Raw genomic sequence first — 19,311 nt, 5'->3', positions numbered from 1 at the left:
CACGGGTAATGTCGGCGGCAGGAATTTTGCTGGCTGTAAGATCGCCGGAGTAGATCGTGGTGAACAGGTCCAGGCGAGCGCGATCCTCATCGTACGTGTAGCCATCAATGCGATACCGTGTATTGCGGATCGGACCTTCCTGGTAGAGGGGGAAGGTGCTGTCAAAATGGCCGGCCTCCTCCAGGCGTTCAAGGATCAAACGGGTAAAGATGTTTGCTGAGAAAGGCTCTTCGGTCGATAGGCCTTCTTCTACTTCGGCAACCAGCTCTTGATGGAACTCTGTAAGTGCGTCGTCACTCATGAACGATCTCCTTGAATGAACGCTTCAAGGGCCGCCGTTATATCTATAGAGAAAGTGGACAGCGCGCGAACATCAAGCGTGTAGGTGGCTTCAGTAATTGCTACGGGGAGTGAGGCTCGGAGCAGGCGCGGGAACCCGCCCGTAACAGAATAGCAGTCCATCCCACGCACCTGTACTCTTGGTGCACTGCGCGCAATATCATCCCCTGGTAGAAGGCCACGGCGCAGAATAGCGTTCTCGAAAGTAAGACGAGCGGCCTGGCTAGGCAGTCGGTCAGCGATCGCAACGATCAGGTCACGTAAAGTATGGCCATCTTGTGCTTCGACCATTCGCACATGAAGTAGCTCGAGCCGACGGAGATCAGTTGTGTCCAGTTGATCAAGTTTTGAGACCGTGATTGAGGCTGCGGGACCGATGGAGCTCTTGACTTCCAAGGCATGTCCAACTCGATCGAAGTCATGTAACCCGTCTCGTGGAGATGTCCATGTATCGAGACAGCCTGGATCAATAATCAAGAGTTTCTCTAGCACGACTAGCTCACCGATCAGTCCGACTGTCTCCCAGCGAGAGAGTCCATCATGCCGATCCCGAAGAAATTGGCGCCAAGCGTCAAGGCGAGCCAGAAACTGTTCTAATGCATCTGCACTGTTCGCCTGGACCGAAGCGGCAACAACATCTGCACAGATAGTCGTGAAAAGGTCGCGTCTTGTGCTGTCCTCGAGGGAAAGCACAAGAAAGATTCCTGACGCGTCTGGCACGGCATTCAGACGCATGCCACCAAGCTCGAAAAGAGCATCTGGTGCAGGGGCTGTCTGAAGCATCAGGCATGGCGCGCCATCCATCGCGCGCATCCCTGCAAGGATATCGAGGGGTACCTCCGTAGAGATAAGCTTCGACCGAAACTGATGAGCTACGGGCGCGGTCTGCGCGAGCTCATCCCAGGCATCGTTCAGTGCGGAAAGCCAAGTCATAGTTCCTCGCGCAGCAAGACACTGTTGAAAAGGAAAATACGTTTGTCAGCGGCATTACTATCGGGGAAGCTGACTACCACGCTGATAACCGGCCTATCAGCCGATTCGACCTTCGCTACTTCAGGATCGATGGGATAGATGATCAGGAGACCATTCTGCGGGTGTCGACCTCGAACCTTTCTGATGCACTCACCCGAGGGAACGTCAGTGTCGCCCAATCTGCGCGATCTGCGCTCCATATTCGTATGAGATAGAGCTTCTTCAAACTCCGCGTCGGTCAAATCGATAGCTTGATCAAGGGGACTGAGGGCCGTACCGATAATGAAGCGATCGGTGGGTAGAGGCCGTGCATTCCTTGGCTTTCGGGGTTCGCGCAGAACGCATTTACGCGACTGCTCCGCTATCGTGACCTCTTTCTTATTCCCTGTAGCGAGAAAGATTGTCCAGTCGGTAAGTTCGGGATGTTCCATCACCAACTGTGCATTGATATACGAAGCTAGAGCGCTGCCATTCAGCTGGAGGCTTTCCGGGGGGAAAGTGAGATCCTTGAGATATGCGGAGACTCTCTGTCCGGGAACGCCAGACCATAGTACACCGTCCGCCGTTTTTCCTGGCGGTCCGGGGCGAGCGGGATTTTCCGTGCCTTTTCCGAGACTGCGAATGAAGTCGTCAGTCACGTCGGCATTGAGATCCAGCGTCCTTTTGTCATTGAACATGACTGTCTGAATCTTGCCTTCACCGGCGTAGCTACTCTGACGTTCCTCAGCGTGGCGCTGCTTGTTCTTCGCGGTGACTTTCAAGACATCATGAACGGCAACCTTCAAACCGAATTCTTTCGGTGTGCCCCCCCTCTGCTCCATCTCGAAGAACTGAGCTCGCAGCTCCTTCTGAGCTGTAGCCACGTACCTGAACCAGTCCTCCATATCGGGAGTGGTATAGAGGCGGCAAAGGTCGGCAAAGCCCCGACGATAGCCGAACCACCGTCCCATCTGCAAAAGACTGTCATATTGATGAGATGTACGGAGGAAGTAGCTTGAGGACAGTCCCTCGAGCGTCAAGCCTCGTGAGAGCTTATCACCGCCCACAGCGATGACCGAAAGGCCAATACCTTTGTAGAGGTCATAATCGATGTCCGCCTTCGTCTTGCCATTCGCGGTGATCACCTTGATCTTGTCCGAACTGTCAGCAATTCGTACGCGGACCTGGTCCCAGGTAAGATCAATTGTGTTGCGGCCGTGCACGGTGGGCCTCACTGCGCGCGTTGTGGAGAAAAAGTCGGTGTCCCACACCCCCTTTAAGCGTCGCAGGGTCTCTTGGTCGCCATTCGAGATCATTGCGCGCACCGTATGCAGGTATCGCTCGACTTGGCGATGAACCTCTTCGTGCACGTCGACGAACCGCGAGACGTGGACAAGCATGGAGTTGTGCTCGGTGCATTGTCCGCGTGCCGAACGCGCGGCGCACGTAAGGAGGAAGCTGTCTATTGCTTCTTCCAGGCTGGGAGGGATGACGTCCTGTCCGTTGAATCGTGGCTTGAGCGTCTTGTCATGCTTTTCCGGTATCCAGTTCTCACCCAACTGATCGAACGGACGGACGAGAGGCAGACCGATGCTATCGGCATCGTCGGTTGTCCCGAAAACAGCTGCCGGACCAAAGTAATCATCCGGTGGGGTAAGAGCCGATATGAAGGTCGACGGGAAGAGATCAGGACCATAATCCTTCGCCGACCTTTCGTCGTGAATAAAGATATTTGCAAACGGTGTCGCTGTGTATCCCAAGTAGACGCGCCGCTCGAACTTCATCAGCAGCTTGCGTATTTCACCGTTGACGCGTTTGGGGTCGTATTCCTCCTTGAACGTGCCATCCTCAAGCAGGGGCTGGTCACCTGTATCAACCGAAGCCTGATCAGCCTCATCATCAATGACGAGGACAGGGGCTGTTTTTGCTAGAGCAGGCAGGCGGGCGATCCAATTGTTCAGATTTTCAAGCACCTTTGCGTTCTTCTTGACGATGAAAAGACAAGGTTTGCTGTCTGGTGAGAAGTTGGCTTGGTCCGCGAGCTTCTGACTGAAGTCCCCATTCATGTCCGCCATTGTGAGGCTATCGACGAGCAGAGGAGTGAAGGTGCCAACACCGATTGGCCTCAAGGGCTGGTTTGTCTGGCGGTTCTTTGGATTGGTGTCATAGCCTAAAACGTCAAGATCGAAGCGCTTCTGCGTCTGGAGACGCAGAATTTTGTGCATACCGGCGAGTACGATGATGATGCGGTATCCCGCATCCGCAGCGCGATTGACAACGCCTGCATAACTGGCGGTCTTGCCTGACTGCACATCACCAACAACCAACCCCCGCCAATCCCAGGTCCCAGCACGGCATGGGTCGTCCATGGCTTCGAGAATGCGAGCAGTGCTCTCCTTGAGCTCATTTCTGGAGTGTTCAGGCCACTTATCCTCCTCGAGCTTGCTGAGGTAGCGTTGCATGAAATGGCCTGCCTGCCTGCGCTCACCGACATACCAGGGCGCCGGACGGTCGCCTTCTTTACCCTTCAGGAAAAGAGCCGGTCCCTGTTCGGTGATAAAGATGGTCCAGAGTAATCGCGTTGCGGCTTCAATCTGCTCTGGGCTGACGGTCTGCTTTGTAGTTAAGGTGAAAATGGGGGCATCAAGTTCAAGAAGTTTTGTGATTGAGGTACGGTCGATCTTCTCACCGGCCTCTTTCTGAATTTGCAGAATTTTCCTCGCTCTCAGTGCGAGCGCCTCAACGACTTCAAACATTATTGCCCCCTAGTTTTCGTGTCAGTTCCACCTTGAGTCTTGCCAAGTCCCCGGGTAGGTTGAAAAGAAGAATGTCAACGCGTTGATCAAGCGTCATGCTCTCGGGCAGTAGGCGGCTCAATTCGGCCAACTGATCAGCCAGTGATGCTATTTCATCAGCATGCAGCGTCGGAGTTTCTCTACCCTCTGATTCAGAAACATCCAGCCAGATGCGTTCAACCGGGACACTTCTCTCGATAATGGACAGCATTGCATTCAGAGCGCGAAGTCCGCGAGCCGCCTCGCGGTAAGCGGCGATAACCGGATGATCCCGATTGATACGGTACAGCGTGCCGTTTGGCCCTTCAGTTGCCAGCCATACGGCGAGTGCTTCGCGTGCCCCCCCACGGACGCGTGGTCCCTGTCCACGAAACGCGAATACTTCGCGTGCTTCCTGTCTGCAACGTCCAGCTATCGCTGTCAGGCGGGCTCTGAGGGCTCCTGGCGGGCGGGCCTGTGATTTCCTGACGTCAATACGCCAATCCCGGTCCATGTCAGTTGGAAGGTCGATCTGAATACGAGCAAGACGACTGGTTTCGTCTCTTGTCCATGCTCGAGAGCCACCAAGTCCGAGCCAGCTGCCAGGTACGAGCAAGCGCTTACCCCGGTAGACGTAGAAGCCTTGGCGTGCAGCCCATCCACCAGGACCGCCCGCTGCCTCATACTCGCTGTCACTGGAGAACCGGTCACGATGGGGCAACACGCAGGGCTTCACGCTGAATGAAGAGCCCGTGAGCCTGATTCTTTCGACTGGCATGCTAATGGTGGCCGGATGTTGAGACTGGAAGGGGTCCCAGGCTTTGACCGGTCGTCCGTTGAGGATGATGACAAGTCGTTCGGCATCACCATTGATGAAACGATGAAATACCATGCCGAGATGGCCGCGGATTTCTTCCAGTCGAAGGTAAAAGGCCTCTTTGGAAAGACCAGAAAGGCCGCTCAGTTCATCGATGTTTTCCCACAACACGACCGTGCCAGATTGGAGGGAAAGCAGCTTTGCCACAAGCGAGTGATTCGGCAGCGGGTCTGGAACAGTGGCCACCCAGCCGCGTGCTGTAATGACCCCGACATCCATGGTGATTGCGGTGGTGCTCTCTGCCGTTCTGGAGACCACAGTCATGCGGCTGCTCTGAGAGAGCGACGCTGTTTTTAGTCCCATGCCGAAACGGCCGAGGTCGTTGTCACTTCTGACTGCCCCTGGGCTATCACCACCGAGCTGCATGGCCTCGGTGAGTCGTTTCTCGTCCATGCCGCTCCCGTTATCGAGCATGGCAGCAGTCGGATTTCCGTCGTTCCATTGAACGTCGACCTCGAGGACGGAGGCGCCTGCGGTGATGCTGTTATCGACCAGATCGGCGATTGCAGTTTCAGGGGAATAGCCCAACCCCCTGAGGGAATTGATCAGTGCGGAAGCCCTTGGTGAGATATCGACAGTACGTTCCGAGGCCATGTCAGGCGACCTGCCGATGAGTAGCATCTTTTTTGCCGGAGGTCCCTGCCAGCTGAGCCTTTCTATGATCATTGCCAGGCACAAGCCAAACATCCTGGATCGTTTGGAGTGATACTCCATCGTCATCGTCTTTGACGGAAATTCCTGGGCTTTCCCTATCCGTAAGATTCAGAACAACGGAAACTTCATTAGGACCAGCATCATAAGCATTCTTCACAAGCTCAAACACAACCAGCTTACGGCTGCCAATCAGTTCATCTCCAAGCAACTGAAGTACGTTAGCTCGCGGGCGAAATCGCTGCTTGAAATCTTCTTGATTGATGCTCACCCGAATTACCTAGTGCTAGAAACAGAAAAAGCCTCACAGGGAGGTTTTAAGCAATATTGAATGGTGGTGATTTTCATCGCTACAGTCCCTGTAGAGATCAAGGCGTTGGGCGGCCTCTTCAGTTTGGCCAGTATCCTATCCAGCCTTCAGCGACGCAACAATCGCTTCCATCACAGGGGAACATACCGCATTCCCCATGAGCTTGACCCTATCCCTACGGCTTACTTGCGGGAACTGATACTTGTCAGGGAAGCCCATTGCTTGGCGAAGCTCATCAGGCTGGAGCATGCGCATCATGTGGCCTTCCGGAGTCGGCTTCACGTAAGCAAATCGATCTACGGTGGTGATGGTACGTAGCGGCTCGCTCATCCGTTGCCAGCCACCGGCACCATCGGTGCCGTAGTAGACGATGAGGAAAGCCTTGTCCGGGCCAAGTTCAGCAATGGCGCGCTCTGCACGTGCCAGCGTGTCCTTGGCGCGGCGCTCGGTTCGCAGTGGGTTCATCTTGTAGGTGCCTTCCGGCGCCAGGATGTCCCAAACAGTCCGGTAGCTCGGGCGTAGCGGCAGGATCTCCTGCGACTGTTCCTGTAGGTCGGCGATCATGAATAGGCGGCGGCGACGCTGGGCGACACCAAATAGAGAGGCATCGATGATCTGCTCGTGCACTTTGTATTTGAGACGAGCCAGTTCGGCCTTGAGTTCGTCGTAGCGGGCCCAAGGTTTCATGTGGACGACGTTTTCCAGGGTGATCCAGCGCGGCTTCATGACTTCGGCGTAGCGGATGACCTGGAAGGCAGTGTCCTTGCTTTCTTCCGAGCGCGGCTTTGCACCACGGGCGCAGGTATGGTGGGTGCATTCAGGAGAGGAGATAAGCAGGTCGATCGGGCCGGTTTTGGCCAGAACCTCTTCGGGCGTGAGGCTGCGCAGATCCTGCTCGAAGACATGTGCGTCCTTGAAGTTGAGTTTGAAGGATTCTACGGCCGGACCCCAGAGGTCGACACCACCAACAATTGTGGCCCCAGCTTCACGAGCCCCCAGGCTGGCACCGCCAGCACCGCAGAACATGTCAAAAGCGCGTATCTGTTCCATTGGAAACTCTTCCATTCTTTCAGTCTCGCCAGGCTACCAGGTTCCCGGCATCATTCAACCAATTTTATGAACAAGGACAGTCAATGAGCGACAACCTGGTGTTTTCTCTGGAGCAGTTGGAAACCGCCGATCTGTTGATCGACGCAAGGTACGCCGGCGGGCGCAAAGGTAACGCAAGCGATGACCCTTTGACTAAGCTGTTGAGCCTAAGCAATGGCGGTGGCTTCCGGATTCGAGGGACGTACGAGGATCCTCGGTTGATCGTCCTGACCTCCAGCATGGAGGACTTGGACTGGCCGGATAATTTGGATCTGACGACGGGCATATTCACTTACTACGGGGACAACAAGAAGCCGGGACGAAAGCTGAATGAAACGCCTCGCCGCGGCAATTTTCTACTGGAGCTGGTGTTCAGCCGGTTGAATGCCGGTGAACGGGACAAAATTCCACCCATTCTGATCTTCACCAAGGCCGGCATTTACCGTGATGTGGTGTTCCGTGGTTTGGCTATACCGGGGGCCATTGGAAGCACGCACAACGATGACTTGGTTGCGGTATGGCACACCACCGCCGGGCAACGCTTCCAGAATTACAGGGCGACCTTCACTGTATTGAATCTGCAGAACACCCCCCGCGCTTGGCTGAACGACATTATCCATGAAGGGGTTGTAGGAGTCGACAGTAAGCATGCTCCTACAGAGTGGTTGAAGTGGATCAAGTCCGGTCAGTACACGCCACTGATTGCCAAGCGCTCACAGCCGGTACGCTCGAAGCTGGAACAGCTACCCTCCTCCACATCGGACAAGGCGATACTGGCCAAACTGCATCAGCACTTCCAGAGCAATCCCTATGCCTTCGAGCATTGCGCAGCTAATCTGGTCAGGCTGTGCCTGCCGAATACGGTGGAGCTGGATCTGACCAGGCCATTCCGCGATGGTGGTCGCGATGGTATCGGCAAGCTGCGTATCGGGCGCCCGGAAACGTCCGTGCTGGTGGATTTCGCGATTGAGGCCAAGTGCTACGGCCTGGGGAACTCCGTGGGTGTACGCGAGGTGTCGCGATTGATTTCCCGCCTTCGTCATCGTCAGTTCGGTGTTTTGGTAACGACGTCCTGGGTTAATCATCAGGCGTATTCAGAGATCGTGGAGGATGGTCACCCGGTGATGATTCTCTCAGGCAAGGATGTGATCGAGCTGCTGAAGGAGTCTGGTTTGAATACGCTGGACTCGCTCGGAAAATGGCTTGAAGCGACTTACCCGATCACTAAGGCCACCTGAATGTGCGCCGATATCCTCACGCCCGAAGAACGCGCCCGGATGATGGGGAAGATCAAGGGGCGAAACACGAAGCCGGAAATGGCGGTGCGCTCGCTCTGCCATGCGATGGGCCTGCGCTTTCGCCTGCACCGTAAGGACCTACCCGGCTCACCCGACCTAGTCTTCCCGAAGTACCGGCTGTGCCTTTTCGTGCACGGCTGCTTCTGGCACCGCCACCCGGGATGCAAGTACGCCTATACACCTAAGACGCGATTGGATTTCTGGCTGCCGAAGCTGCAGCGGAATGTGGAGAGGGACCGGAAGAAGGAGGAAGCGTTGAGGGCATTGGGGTGGCGAGTTGCGGTGGTTTGGGAGTGCGAGATACGCCAACCTGAAAAACTGCGACTGCACTTATTGAAGCTATTCGGCCAGCACTAACGATTTTGATTTCCAGCGAGTTGCCAGCTACACCCTCAGTAGGCAGGGAGCAGTACACCTATAATTTCGAATTCTGAGGGTACTGTAATGACCAAGCGCGAGCAGATTCCTTTCTTCACCGACATTATCGGGATCGTTTTCTTCTCGCTGTAACGCTGTTGATACCCTGCCTCCATCCCAAGCAAGGCCTTACGCTATCCATCGCGCCTGGACTGATGACAGCGCTCGTTGCAACTCAGATTCCTGGTGCTCTGAATATCGATCTAACCTCCAGTTGACGCTCGAATTGCACCAATTTACCGGGCAAACGCTGAGCCCTTGGTAGTGCAACAAAGAGGACTGGATCGAATTAACTGGGAGGTCGCTGGACGTACAGAATCGTTCGTGTAGCATCCCGCTTAAGCGCACCACACCGGTGTACCAAGGCGGTGTCACACTCGAGATTTTCAGCAGAGAAAGTCCTTTATAGTTAGGGACTTACGAAATTGAGGCGCCCACCTGCCATACCCCAGAAGGCAATTCAACCGCTGCGGCTGTCCCTTTCTAGACCTGACACGGTTCATCACATAGCTGGTATGAACCCGATTAAAAAGTTGATCTGCTATTCCTTGGCCTTGCCATTCTTTACTGATGATCTCTCGACTTTGCAATGCTATCGCGCCTAGTCACGCATCCATGCAGACATCATCAGACTGACACTCTTAAACCTAGACATTAGCTGATACCCGCAAAGGGTTGTCGATATCGTCTGAGCAGCGTGACGCCAACACTGCAACTACTCGTATGCACCGCAGCTGAAGTTATCACGGTGGATTGTCAAGCTACCGGGACCCGACTACATCCTGTCAGAACAGCCTAAAGGGGCTTATGGATCCCCCTTCATATGTATGGTCCGATTTAAAAAAAGGAACCCAAAATTTCCGGATTCTAGAATTTTTCTGGTGCATTTTTTACGTACAACCTCTACGTACAATGCAAAAACGAAAACCCCCGTAACTCATTGAATTACAGGGGTTTTCTGAATATGGCGGAGAGATAGGGATTCGAACCCTAGGTACCGGTGAAGGTACAACGGATTTCGAATCCGTCCCATTCGGCCACTCTGGCATCTCTCCAACGGCGCGCATCATAACAGCGTGGTTTAGGAAAGCAAAGCTCGAATCGAGATTTTTTTCCGTGCTATCAGATGCTTGCGTCGATTAAAGCGGTACGCCGAGACGATTGGCGACTTCTTCGTAGGCTTCGATCACGTCACCGAGGCCCTGGCGGAAGCGGTCTTTGTCCATCTTCTTCTTGGTGTCCTTGTCCCACAGGCGGCAGCCGTCCGGGCTGAATTCGTCGCCCAGGACGATGGAGCCGTCGTGGAACACACCGAACTCCAGCTTGAAGTCCACCAGCAAGAGGCCTGCGTCGTCGAACAGCTTGCTCAGCACGTCGTTGACCTTGAGGGACAACTCCTTCATGCGCGCCAGTTGCTCAGCGGTGCCCCAGCCGAAAGCCACGACGTGGGATTCGTTGATGAACGGGTCGCCCTTGGCGTCGTCCTTCAGGAACAGTTCGAACGTGTAAGGGTTGAGCTTGAGGCCCTCTTCCACGCCCAGGCGCTTGACCAGGCTGCCGGCGGCGTAGTTACGCACGACGCACTCGACCGGGATCATGTCGAGCTTCTTGACCAGGCACTCGTTGTCGCCCAACAGTTTGTCGAATTGGGTCGGAATGCCGGCCTCTTCGAGTTTCTGCATGATGAAGGCGTTGAACTTGTTGTTCACCATGCCCTTGCGATCAAGTTGTTCGATGCGCTTGCCGTCGAACGCCGAGGTGTCGTTGCGAAACAGCAGGATCAAGCGGTTGGCGTCGTCGGTCTTGTAAACCGATTTGGCCTTGCCGCGGTAGAGTTCTTCACGTTTTTCCATGATGGGCTCCGCTTTGAGTAAGGTGGGCTAGGCGATGTGTCGCCAGTCGAGCCCTGAATCTTGATCGGCCAGTTGCAGCCAGTCCGGGTCGCACCCTAGGGTGTCGACAAAACATTGCCGGGCAAGCGTCGGCAGGTTGTTCTTGCTGCTCAAGTGGGCCAGGACCAGGTGTTGCAGGTCTTGCCAGCCCAACTCATACACCAGGTACGCCGCCTGATGGTTGTTCAAATGTCCCAGCTCGCCGCCCACCCGCTGCTTGAGAAAGTAGGGGTAATGACCGCGCGCCAGCAGGTCTCGACAGTGGTTGGACTCGATCATCAACGCATCGAGGTCGCGGTAACCGTCCAGCACCTTGGAGCAGTAGGAGCCCAGGTCGGTGAGCACGCCAAAACGCCGCTCACCATCACTGAATACATACTGCGTGGGTTCCTGGGCGTCGTGCGCGACGGCAATCACATCGATGCTCAACGCACCGATTTGCAGTTGCTCGCCACCGGCCAGGAATCCTGCAGGCTCAATGGGTTTGCGCATCCCGCGCAAGGTGCCGCGACTGAGGTACACCGGAAGATTGTAGCGCCGAGACAGCAAACCCACGCCATGCACGTGGTCGGCATGTTCGTGGGTCACCAGAATCGCGCTCAGCTGCGAGGGGTGAACCCCCAGGCGCTGCAGGCGCCGCTCGGTTTCTTTTAAGGAGAAACCACAATCCACCAGCACATACGTGTCGTCGTGGGCGACCAGCGTGCCGTTCCCTTGGCTACCGCTACCGAGAACAGCAAAACGCATTGGCTCAGCCCAGGTTGTCCTGAATCACGCCCAACACTTTGCGCGCTGTTTCAGCTGGCGCAACGGTGTTGATGTTCTTCTCGACGGTGACTTGCACGCTTTCGCCAACCTTGCTCAAACGAACCTGGTAACGCTCGGCACGGGTCTCGATCTCTTCTTTGGTCGGCGCACTGCCGAACAATTTGCTGAAGAAACCTGGCTCTTCATCTTTACGCTCGGCTTTCTCAGCCACGTTGATGTAGTACAAGCCCAGGCTGCGGTTGATGTCTTCAACACGCCACGGGCCTTGCTCCAGGGCGCGACCAACACTGGCCCAGGCACGGTCCAGGTCTTCACCCAGGTTCAGCACCACGTTGCCGCTGCCGTCTTCGGTGAGGCTGACGCGGCTTGGAGTGTCGTAATCACGCGCGGCGAGCAGGGAAACCGAACCGCCCTTCTCGGAGATACGGCTCATGCTCGCCAGCATCTCGTCGACCAAGGCCGAATCGACGCCGGTGTTGACCGAACGGTTGGTGAAGTCCACGTTGGCGGTGCTGCCGGCAGGACGCTCGGCGCTCACCACGTAGACCTCACTGGTGTTGCGTTGCACGCCTGGCTCGATGCGCACGCGCACACGGGCTTCGCTGTCAGCGGCGACACCGCCAGCCTGCAGGCGCTTGGCCATGGTGGCGGACAGTTCGCTGCCCTGCTGCCATGCCGTGGTGAATTCACCGGTCTGCGGGCGCTGTTCGTCGATGCGGAAACCGTTGTCCTGGAAGAACTGCACGGCCACCGGCCAGACTTCGGCAGGTGGGCGCTGGGCTACGATCCAGCGGTTGTCACCGCTCTTCTGCAGGCTGTAGTCGCTGGCATCCGCCACGGCCGAGATCGGCTGTGGACGCGGCACCACGTACTCACCCTTGGTAGTGTCGTCAGCCACGTTACGCGGGATCGGCAGCAACGGGTCAAGGCGCTTGGCGACATTGACGTCTGGCGGCAGTTGCATCGGTTTGGTTGCTTGGGCTTCCAGGTAATCGCTACCGCGGTCGCGGAAGTAGCCTTCCGGGCCCCAGATCCAACCGCAGCCACTGGTGCTGGAGATAATCAAGGCAAGTGCGGAAAGTCCGGCCAATCGCTTCATGCGTAGTGCTTCCTCAATTAAACCAGGACGCCGGACTGGCGCAGGGCCTGTCGCAGCGGTTCGTGACAGGCTTCGCTGAGACGGGTGAGCGGCAGACGGATACCGTCCGGCATCAGGCCCATTTCATACAATGCCCATTTCACGGGGATAGGGTTGGATTCGATAAACAGTGTCTTGTTGAGCGGCATCAGCTTCTCGTGGATCGCACGGGCGGTCACGGCGTCACCTGCGATGGCAGCGGCGCACAGCTCGCTCATGGCACGCGGAGCCACGTTGGCGGTCACGGAGATATTGCCCTTGCCACCCAGCAGGATCAGCTCGACAGCGGTGGCGTCGTCACCGGAATACACCAGGAAGTCACTGCTCACGCCGGCCAGGATGTCCTTGGCGCGCTGCAGGTCGCCGGTGGCTTCCTTGATACCGATGATGTTCGGCACGGTGGACAGGCGGATCACGGTCGCAGCCTGCATGTCGCAAGCGGTGCGGCCTGGCACGTTGTAGAGGATCTGCGGGATATCGACGGCTTCGGCGACAGCGCGGAAGTGCTGGTACAGGCCTTCCTGGGTCGGCTTGTTGTAGTACGGGGTCACCAGCAGGCACGCGTCGGCACCTGCCTTTTTGGCGTTCTTGGTCAGTTCGATCGCTTCACGCGTCGAGTTGGCGCCCGTGCCAGCGATTACAGCGATACGGCCGGCCACGCGCTTGACCACGAATTCGATGACCTGGATGTGTTCTTCCACATCGAGGGTGGCCGATTCACCCGTGGTGCCGACCGCCACGATGGCGTTGGTGCCTTCTTGCAGGTGGAAGTCCACCAGTTTGCCCAGGCTGTCCCAGTCGAGATGACCTTGTGCATCCATGGGTGTGACCAGTGCCACCATACTGCCCGCAATCATGCAACCGCTCCTGCCGGAAAAAGAGAGCCGTAATGGTACTGGCGCCAAGATGCTTGCACAAGCAAAGTACCGCCTGAGGATGCGTTCTGGCGTAACTAAACGACAGGCAATGCCATCATTGGGCCAAAGCGTGGCTTGAAGCAGGCTGAAATACGCTCGATCACGTAATGAAAACGCCACCTCCTATCCCTTGGCGGCGCTTTTCGCTACCCTTCATGCTTTGATCGATACGGCCCTCACAGTATCGACCGCTCATCGTTTTAGGAAGGCTGCATGTCCACCCCCACAGTTCGCGAACAATTCCTTGTTATCAGTGCCCTCGGCGCCAACCCCATGGAGCTGACCAACGTCCTGTGCCGCGCCAGCCATGAAAACCGCTGCGCCGTCGTGACCTCCCGCCTCACCCGCCACGGCGAATGCAGTGCGCTGGTGTTGCAGATCTCCGGCACCTGGGACGCCCTGGCGCGCCTGGAAACCGGCTTGCCAGGCCTGGCCAAGAAGCACGACTTCACCGTCAACGTGGTGCGCAGCGCTGCCCTGGAAAACCGTCCGCAGGCCCTGCCTTATGTAGCCTATGTCAGCTCGGCCTACCGTTCGGACATCGTCAACGAGCTGTGCCAGTTCTTCATCGACCATAACGTCGAACTGGAGAACCTGACCTGCGACACCTACCAGGCCCCGCAAACCGGCGGCACCATGCTCAACGCCACGTTCACCGTGACCTTGCCAGCCGGCGTGCAGATCAGCTGGCTGCGCGACCAGTTCCTGGATTTCGCCGATGCGCTGAACCTCGACGCCCTGATCGAACCATGGCGCCCACAGAACCCAATGTAAGGAAGTAACCATGGCGGTTGTCATCGACCAACCCGTAGCCGATTTCGAAGCCCAGGCCACCAGTGGCCAGACCTTCAGCCTTGCGGCCCTGAAAGGCAAGCAAGTGGTGATCTACTTCTACCCCAAGGACAGCACCCCCGGCTGCACCACCGAAGGCCAGGGTTTCCGTGACCAGCACGCCGCGTTCAAGGCTGCCAATACCGAGGTGTTTGGCGTGTCGCGCGACAGCGTGAAGTCCCACGAGAACTTCAAGGGCAAGCAGCAATTCCCCTTCGAGCTGATCAGCGACAAGGACGAAGCAGTCTGCCAGCTGTTTGATGTGATCAAGCTGAAGAAGCTGTATGGCAAGGAATACCTGGGTGTAGATCGCAGCACGTTCCTGATCGACAAGGATGGCGTGCTGCGCCAGGAATGGCGCGGCGTGAAGGTTCCAGGGCATGTGGATGCGGTTTTGGCGGCGGCGCAGGCGCTGAACAAGGCCTGAAACGCGCGCTCATGGTGACGGCTTTGCTGCAGTGAGCGGGCTTGCCCGCCCACTGCACAGTCACAACAGGGGTGCGACTACCGGCTCCTGCCGCGGCCACGCATCCAGCACCGCCTTGAACAGCGTTGCCAGGGGAATCGCGAAGAACACTCCCCAAAATCCCCACAGCCCGCCAAACAACAACACTGCACAAATAATCGCTACCGGGTGCAGGTTCACTGCCTCCGAGAAGAGCAGCGGCACCAACACATTGCCATCCAGGGTCTGGATGATGCCGTACACCGCCATCAAGTAAATGAACTGGTCACTCCAACCCCACTGGAACAACGCGATCAGCATCACCGGCACCGTCACCACCACCGCGCCCACATACGGCACCACCACCGACACACCTACCAGCAGTGCCAGCAAGGCCGCATAGTTCAGGTCCAGGGCAATGAAGGCGATATAGGTCACGCCACCACAGATGATGATCTCGATCACCTTGCCACGGATGTAATTGGCGATCTGCCGGTTCATCTCCTCGGCTACACGGGTGATCAACGCCCGTTCGCGTGGTAGATAGCCACGCACCCAGCGACCGATCATGGCGCGGTCCTTGAGGAAGAAGAACACCAGGATCGGCACCAGCACCAGGTAGATCATGATGTTGACCAGCAGCGGAAGGCTGGACAGGGAAAAGGTCAAAGCCCACTGCCCGAATTTTCCGATCTCGCCGCGCGCCACTTCAATGGCCTGCAACACCTGCTCATCCGACACCAGGTGCGGGTATCGCTCCGGCAGCAGCAACAACAGCGACTGCCACTTGGCGAGCATGCCCGGCAACTCGTTGAACAAGGTAATCAGTTGGTGCCACAGCAACGGCAACACCACTACGATAAACAGCACCAGCAGCCCCATGAACAACGCAAACACCAGCCCCACTGCCGCACCGCCCGGCAGGCGCAAACGCTCCAGCGTGGTGACCAGGCCCTGCATCAAATACGCCAGCACCATCCCCGCCAGTACTGGCGCCAGCATGCCGCCCAAGGTGAGCACGGCCGTGAAGGCCAGAAATAGCAGGACCGCCAGCACCACGGCTTCTTCATCGGAGAAGTAGCGCTGGATCCAGTCTCGTAACACTTTGAACATCAATCAACCTCGGGTGATGGTGGGCAAACGGATCAGGCCTTGCGCAACCAGTAACGGTACACACCGGCGGCGTCTTCTTCATGCAGCAGGGTATGCCCGGCCAACTTGGCAAACGTGCGGAAATCCCGCTGGGAGCCGGCATCCGTGGCGATCACCTTAAGCACTGCGCCACTGGCCAACCGATTAAGCTCCAATTTGGCCTTGAGCAAAGGCAACGGGCAATTGAGGCCGCTGGCATCGAGTTCGGCATCGCAGGCTACAGCGTCGGTCATGGTTTTGCTCCGGGCATGGGTTGGGGTTGCTTAGAATATCTGGTCCGAAGCTCAGTGTCCGGCTACAGTAAGCTCTTTGTCGAAAGGCTCTGTGCATGACTTTTTTGCGCCCTACCCTGCTGACGCTGGCTTGCCTGCTGGCCTCCCCAGGCTTCGCTGACGACCTGCCGTCACTTGGCGACGCCAGTTCTGCCATTGTCTCGCCACAACAGGAATACCAACTGGGCCGCGCATGGCTGGCCTACCTGCGGGGCCAGGTCTCGCAGCTCAACGATCCGCAGCTCAAGGATTACGTCGAGACCAGCGTGTACAAGCTGGTGGAAACCAGCCAGGTAAATGACCGACGCCTGGAATTCATCCTGATCAACAGCCCGCAACTGAACGCCTTTGCCGCGCCCGGCGGTATCGTCGGGGTCAACGGCGGCCTGTTCCTCAACGCGCAGACCGAAGGCGAATACGCTTCGGTGCTGGCCCACGAATTGGCGCATTTATCCCAGCGCCATTTCGCCCGCGGTGTCGAAGCGCAACAGCGCATGCAGATCCCCATGATGGCCGCGCTGCTCGGCGGCATCATTGCCGCTGCTGCAGGCGCAGGCGATGCCGGTATCGCCGCAATTGCCGGCACCCAGGCGGCGGCCATCCAGGAACAACGCCGCTTCTCGCGCCAGAATGAGCAGGAAGCCGACCGTATCGGCATCGTCAACCTGGAAAAGGCCGGCTACGACCCGCGCTCGATGCCCACCATGTTCGAGCGCCTGATGCGCCAATACCGCTTCGATGCCAAGCCACCGGAGTTCCTGCTCACTCACCCGGTCACCGAGTCTCGGATCGCCGACACCCGCAACCGTGCCGAGCAAGCCAAGGCCGGCGGCAAGGAAGACAGCCTGCGCTACCAACTGATTCGTGCGCGGGTGCAACTGCAATACGAAGACACCCCGGGGCTTGCGGCCAAGCGCTTTCAGGCGCAATTGGACGAAAATCCAAAAAACGATGTGGCGCGGTACGGCCTGGCCCTCGCCCAGATCAAAGGCTCGCAGTTCAAGCAAGCGCGGGACAACCTGGCCCCGTTGCTGGCCAAGGCGCCCGCAGATATCACCTATAACCTTGCGCAGATCCAGTTGGACATCGACAACAACCACTTGCCCGATGCCCAGCAACGCACAGACAAGATGCTCACCCAGTACCCCAGCAACTATCCGCTGAACCAGATACGAGTGGACTTGCTGCTCAAGCAGAACCGCACCGCGGACGCAGAAAAAGCCTTGGACGGGCTGCTCAAGTCTCGCCCTGATGATCCCGACGTGTGGTACCAGGTCGCTGAGACACGCGGCTTGTCCGGCAACATCATCGGCCTGCACCAAGCCCGTGCCGAGTACTTTGCCTTGGTGGGTGACTTCCAGCAGGCCATCCAGCAACTGGATTTTGCCAAGCGCCGAGCCGGCAGCAACTTCCCGCTCTCGTCACGCATCGACGCACGCCAACGTGAGCTGATCGAACAGGAACGCCTGGTCAAAGGCATGATGAGCTAACGCTCTCGCCCACAAAAAAGCCCCGCCCTCGTTAAACGAAGGCGGGGCTTTTTATTGGCTGGGTCGCTTATTCAGCCAGTTTGAAGGTAATGAAGCTTGCGCGACCTTGACGCAATACGCGCATCGACACCGTACGGTTCTTCGGCAGCGCCTTGGCGATGTCGGCAAACTCCTTGGTGGTGTTGATCGCCTGATTGTTCAGGTGAGTGATCACGTCACCAGGCTGCAGACCGATCAGGGCCGCAGGACCGTCCTGCACTTCCTTGATCACCACGCCGCTCTTGAGATCGAAGCTCTTTTTCTGCTCATCGGTCAGTTCAACCACCGCGATGCCCAGGCGATTGCTGCTGCGCTCGGCACCCGGCTTGGCGTTGCCCAGGGCATCCAGGCTTGCGCCTTCTTCAGGAATGGCACCCACAGTCAGCTCAACGGTCTGGCGCTTGCCTTCACGGATCACTTCCAGCTTGGCCTTGCTGCCGGCCTTGAGGGCGCCCACCAGGTGCGGCAGGTCAGCCGACATCACGATCGGCTGGCCATTCATGCTCAGGATCACGTCGCCGACTTGCAGGCCACCCTTGGCCGCCGGGCCGTCATCCTGGATCTGCGCGACCAGGGCGCCAGCTGGCTTGTCCAGGCCGAAGGACTCAGCCAGGTCTTTGTTCACTTCCTGGATAACCACGCCCAACCAGCCACGGCTGACCTTGCCACCCGTTTTCAGCTGGTTGGAAACGTCCATCGCCACGTCGATTGGGATGGCGAACGATACGCCCATGAAACCACCGGAGCGGGTATAGATCTGCGAGTTGATCCCCACCACTTCGCCCGCCAGGTTGAACAGCGGACCACCGGAGTTGCCCGGATTGATCGGCACGTCGGTCTGGATGAACGGTACGTAGTTTTCGTTCGGCAGACTGCGACCGATGGCGCTGACGATCCCTTGGGTCACGGTATGGTCAAAACCAAACGGCGAACCGATGGCAACGACCCACTGGCCAGCCTTCAAGTCCTGGGATTTACCCAGTTTAAGCACGGGTAGGTCCTTGCCTTCGATCTTGAGCAGCGCCACGTCGGAACGCGGGTCAGTGCCCACCAGCTTGGCTTTGAGCTCACTGCGATCAGCCAGGCGTACCAAAATCTCGTCGGCATCAGCAATCACATGGTTGTTAGTGAGGATGTAGCCATCTGGCGAGATGATGAAGCCCGAGCCCAGGGACTGTGCCTCACGCTGGCCACCCCCACCGCGCGGGGCGCGTTGTTGCGGCATGCCACGCTCGAAGAACTCACGCAGCATCGGCGGCAGACCTTCCAGGTCCGGCATTTGCTGGTTGGAGACTTTGCGGTCCGGCAGTTTTTGCGTGGTACTGATGTTCACCACCGCTGGCGAGGCCTGCTCGACCAACTGGGTAAAGTCAGGCAGTTCGGCCGCTTGCGCAGGCAAGGCCTGGCCCAGCACCAATACCGTGGCGACTATGGATAGGTAGGATTTCAAACGTGGTATCGACATACAGCTCCCGTTACGACGAGCAGGGTTGAGCGAGAGGGTTCAAGAAACGCCGGAAACTGCCACCGACATCTTTGTTCCGCGAACAAAGCAAGGCCAGAGCCGACAAGCCCTGACCTATAAAAAACATGAGAGATTTTTGCAAGTGAAAATGCTGATCCGGACATTTCATGCTCTCGGCAGCCAACCTAGCGTGGAA

At 57.3% G+C, this 19,311-nt stretch carries 18 protein-coding genes and 1 tRNA gene; 5 read left to right on the top strand and 14 right to left on the bottom strand.

What is annotated here, in order from left to right; genetic code table 11:
• The 6 genes from DYL59_RS04950 to DYL59_RS04925 all read right to left on the bottom strand — a co-directional run.
• Positions 1-301 (bottom strand): hypothetical protein (locus DYL59_RS04950; protein WP_202877192.1); only part of this gene is annotated, 301 nt, incomplete at its 3' end.
• Entirely contained in the window at positions 298-1,272 is a 975-nt protein-coding gene (locus tag DYL59_RS04945) for a PD-(D/E)XK motif protein (RefSeq protein ID WP_135288165.1), read from the bottom strand. The genes DYL59_RS04945 and DYL59_RS04950, both read right to left, overlap by 4 nt.
• Positions 1,269-4,046: a Z1 domain-containing protein gene (locus tag DYL59_RS04940; RefSeq protein ID WP_135288164.1), complete on the bottom strand. Its 2,778-nt coding sequence runs from the start codon at positions 4,044-4,046 to the stop codon at positions 1,269-1,271. The genes DYL59_RS04945 and DYL59_RS04940 overlap by 4 nt, the downstream gene beginning before the upstream one ends.
• Positions 4,039-5,535: an ATP-binding protein gene (locus DYL59_RS04935; protein WP_167496652.1), complete on the bottom strand. Its 1,497-nt coding sequence runs from the start codon at positions 5,533-5,535 to the stop codon at positions 4,039-4,041. Before DYL59_RS04935 ends, DYL59_RS04940 begins: the two co-directional genes overlap by 8 nt.
• Before the next feature lies 1 nt (position 5,536).
• The gene (locus DYL59_RS04930) at positions 5,537-5,863 is read right to left on the bottom strand and encodes an ATP-binding protein (protein WP_186605984.1); all 327 of its coding nucleotides are present in this window, start codon (positions 5,861-5,863) and stop codon (positions 5,537-5,539) included.
• A 135-nt stretch (positions 5,864-5,998) separates the two neighbouring features.
• A complete protein-coding gene (locus DYL59_RS04925) occupies positions 5,999-6,952 on the bottom strand; it encodes a DNA cytosine methyltransferase (protein ID WP_135288162.1) in 954 nt (317 codons plus the stop codon).
• A gap of 83 nt (positions 6,953-7,035) precedes the next feature.
• Between DYL59_RS04925 and DYL59_RS04920 the strand changes: the two genes are divergently transcribed.
• Together DYL59_RS04920 and DYL59_RS04915 are read left to right on the top strand one after the other, a co-directional pair.
• Complete coding sequence (locus tag DYL59_RS04920) at positions 7,036-8,229, top strand: restriction endonuclease (RefSeq protein ID WP_135288161.1); 1,194 nt, start codon at positions 7,036-7,038, stop codon at positions 8,227-8,229.
• Positions 8,230-8,646 (top strand): very short patch repair endonuclease, encoded by a 417-nt coding sequence (locus DYL59_RS04915; protein ID WP_135288160.1) that lies wholly within the window; start codon positions 8,230-8,232, stop codon positions 8,644-8,646. It begins immediately after the preceding gene.
• 1,025 nt (positions 8,647-9,671) lie between these two features.
• On the opposite strand, the gene DYL59_RS04910 is transcribed toward DYL59_RS04915, so the two are convergent.
• The 5 genes from DYL59_RS04910 to dapA form a co-directional block, all read right to left on the bottom strand.
• Positions 9,672-9,761: transfer RNA gene (locus DYL59_RS04910), tRNA-Ser, on the bottom strand.
• Between the two features lie 84 nt (positions 9,762-9,845).
• A complete protein-coding gene (purC, locus tag DYL59_RS04905; RefSeq protein ID WP_003172493.1) occupies positions 9,846-10,559 on the bottom strand; it encodes a phosphoribosylaminoimidazolesuccinocarboxamide synthase in 714 nt (237 codons plus the stop codon).
• Positions 10,560-10,586: 27 nt separating this feature from the next.
• Positions 10,587-11,345, bottom strand: a complete 759-nt coding sequence (locus DYL59_RS04900) for an MBL fold metallo-hydrolase (RefSeq protein WP_135288159.1) — start codon at positions 11,343-11,345, stop codon at positions 10,587-10,589.
• 4 nt (positions 11,346-11,349) lie between these two features.
• Positions 11,350-12,465: an outer membrane protein assembly factor BamC gene (gene bamC, locus DYL59_RS04895; protein ID WP_135288158.1), complete on the bottom strand. Its 1,116-nt coding sequence runs from the start codon at positions 12,463-12,465 to the stop codon at positions 11,350-11,352.
• Positions 12,466-12,482: 17 nt separating this feature from the next.
• Positions 12,483-13,361 (bottom strand): 4-hydroxy-tetrahydrodipicolinate synthase, encoded by an 879-nt coding sequence (dapA, locus tag DYL59_RS04890; RefSeq protein WP_135288157.1) that lies wholly within the window; start codon positions 13,359-13,361, stop codon positions 12,483-12,485.
• 273 nt (positions 13,362-13,634) lie between these two features.
• Here dapA and DYL59_RS04885 point away from each other — a divergent pair, with 273 nt between their 5' ends.
• Both DYL59_RS04885 and DYL59_RS04880 read left to right on the top strand, forming a co-directional pair.
• Entirely contained in the window at positions 13,635-14,195 is a 561-nt protein-coding gene (locus tag DYL59_RS04885; protein WP_003172487.1) for a glycine cleavage system transcriptional repressor, read from the top strand.
• Positions 14,196-14,205: 10 nt separating this feature from the next.
• Complete coding sequence (locus tag DYL59_RS04880) at positions 14,206-14,679, top strand: peroxiredoxin (protein WP_135288156.1); 474 nt, start codon at positions 14,206-14,208, stop codon at positions 14,677-14,679.
• Between the two features lie 60 nt (positions 14,680-14,739).
• On the opposite strand, the gene DYL59_RS04875 is transcribed toward DYL59_RS04880, so the two are convergent.
• A complete protein-coding gene (locus DYL59_RS04875; protein ID WP_135288155.1) occupies positions 14,740-15,810 on the bottom strand; it encodes an AI-2E family transporter in 1,071 nt (356 codons plus the stop codon).
• Between the two features lie 32 nt (positions 15,811-15,842).
• Positions 15,843-16,082, bottom strand: coding sequence for a sulfurtransferase TusA family protein (locus DYL59_RS04870; RefSeq protein ID WP_135288154.1), 240 nt, complete (start codon positions 16,080-16,082; stop codon positions 15,843-15,845).
• Positions 16,083-16,177: 95 nt separating this feature from the next.
• On the opposite strand from DYL59_RS04870, the gene DYL59_RS04865 reads away from it, so the two are divergent.
• The gene (locus DYL59_RS04865) at positions 16,178-17,611 is read left to right on the top strand and encodes a M48 family metalloprotease (RefSeq protein WP_135288153.1); all 1,434 of its coding nucleotides are present in this window, start codon (positions 16,178-16,180) and stop codon (positions 17,609-17,611) included.
• Positions 17,612-17,678: 67 nt separating this feature from the next.
• Here the strand turns inward: DYL59_RS04865 and DYL59_RS04860 are convergent, their stop codons facing one another.
• Positions 17,679-19,115, bottom strand: coding sequence for a DegQ family serine endoprotease (locus DYL59_RS04860; protein WP_135288152.1), 1,437 nt, complete (start codon positions 19,113-19,115; stop codon positions 17,679-17,681).
• Positions 19,116-19,311 lie beyond the last annotated feature (196 nt).

The organism is Pseudomonas kairouanensis (genome assembly GCF_004682055.1).
GTDB classification, from domain to species: Bacteria; Pseudomonadota; Gammaproteobacteria; order Pseudomonadales; family Pseudomonadaceae; genus Aquipseudomonas; species Aquipseudomonas kairouanensis.
Note: the sequence above shows the minus strand (reverse complement) of the source record. Positions and strands in the feature narration are given on the sequence as shown.

Excerpts from the sequence above, each read along its gene's own strand:
- DYL59_RS04945 (WP_135288165.1), bottom strand. The coding sequence starts at position 1,272 with ATGACTTGGCTTTCCGCACTGAACGATGCCTGGGATGAGCTCGCGCAG.
- DYL59_RS04940 (WP_135288164.1), bottom strand. The coding sequence starts at position 4,046 with ATGTTTGAAGTCGTTGAGGCGCTCGCACTGAGAGCGAGGAAAATTCTG.
- DYL59_RS04935 (WP_167496652.1), bottom strand. The coding sequence starts at position 5,535 with ATGGCCTCGGAACGTACTGTCGATATCTCACCAAGGGCTTCCGCACTG.
- DYL59_RS04925 (WP_135288162.1), bottom strand. The coding sequence starts at position 6,952 with ATGGAACAGATACGCGCTTTTGACATGTTCTGCGGTGCTGGCGGTGCC.
- DYL59_RS04920 (WP_135288161.1), top strand. The coding sequence starts at position 7,036 with ATGAGCGACAACCTGGTGTTTTCTCTGGAGCAGTTGGAAACCGCCGAT.
- DYL59_RS04915 (WP_135288160.1), top strand. The coding sequence starts at position 8,230 with ATGTGCGCCGATATCCTCACGCCCGAAGAACGCGCCCGGATGATGGGG.
- purC (WP_003172493.1), bottom strand. The coding sequence starts at position 10,559 with ATGGAAAAACGTGAAGAACTCTACCGCGGCAAGGCCAAATCGGTTTAC.
- DYL59_RS04900 (WP_135288159.1), bottom strand. The coding sequence starts at position 11,345 with ATGCGTTTTGCTGTTCTCGGTAGCGGTAGCCAAGGGAACGGCACGCTG.
- bamC (WP_135288158.1), bottom strand. The coding sequence starts at position 12,465 with ATGAAGCGATTGGCCGGACTTTCCGCACTTGCCTTGATTATCTCCAGC.
- dapA (WP_135288157.1), bottom strand. The coding sequence starts at position 13,361 with ATGATTGCGGGCAGTATGGTGGCACTGGTCACACCCATGGATGCACAA.
- DYL59_RS04885 (WP_003172487.1), top strand. The coding sequence starts at position 13,635 with ATGTCCACCCCCACAGTTCGCGAACAATTCCTTGTTATCAGTGCCCTC.
- DYL59_RS04880 (WP_135288156.1), top strand. The coding sequence starts at position 14,206 with ATGGCGGTTGTCATCGACCAACCCGTAGCCGATTTCGAAGCCCAGGCC.
- DYL59_RS04875 (WP_135288155.1), bottom strand. The coding sequence starts at position 15,810 with ATGTTCAAAGTGTTACGAGACTGGATCCAGCGCTACTTCTCCGATGAA.
- DYL59_RS04870 (WP_135288154.1), bottom strand. The coding sequence starts at position 16,082 with ATGACCGACGCTGTAGCCTGCGATGCCGAACTCGATGCCAGCGGCCTC.
- DYL59_RS04865 (WP_135288153.1), top strand. The coding sequence starts at position 16,178 with ATGACTTTTTTGCGCCCTACCCTGCTGACGCTGGCTTGCCTGCTGGCC.
- DYL59_RS04860 (WP_135288152.1), bottom strand. The coding sequence starts at position 19,115 with ATGTCGATACCACGTTTGAAATCCTACCTATCCATAGTCGCCACGGTA.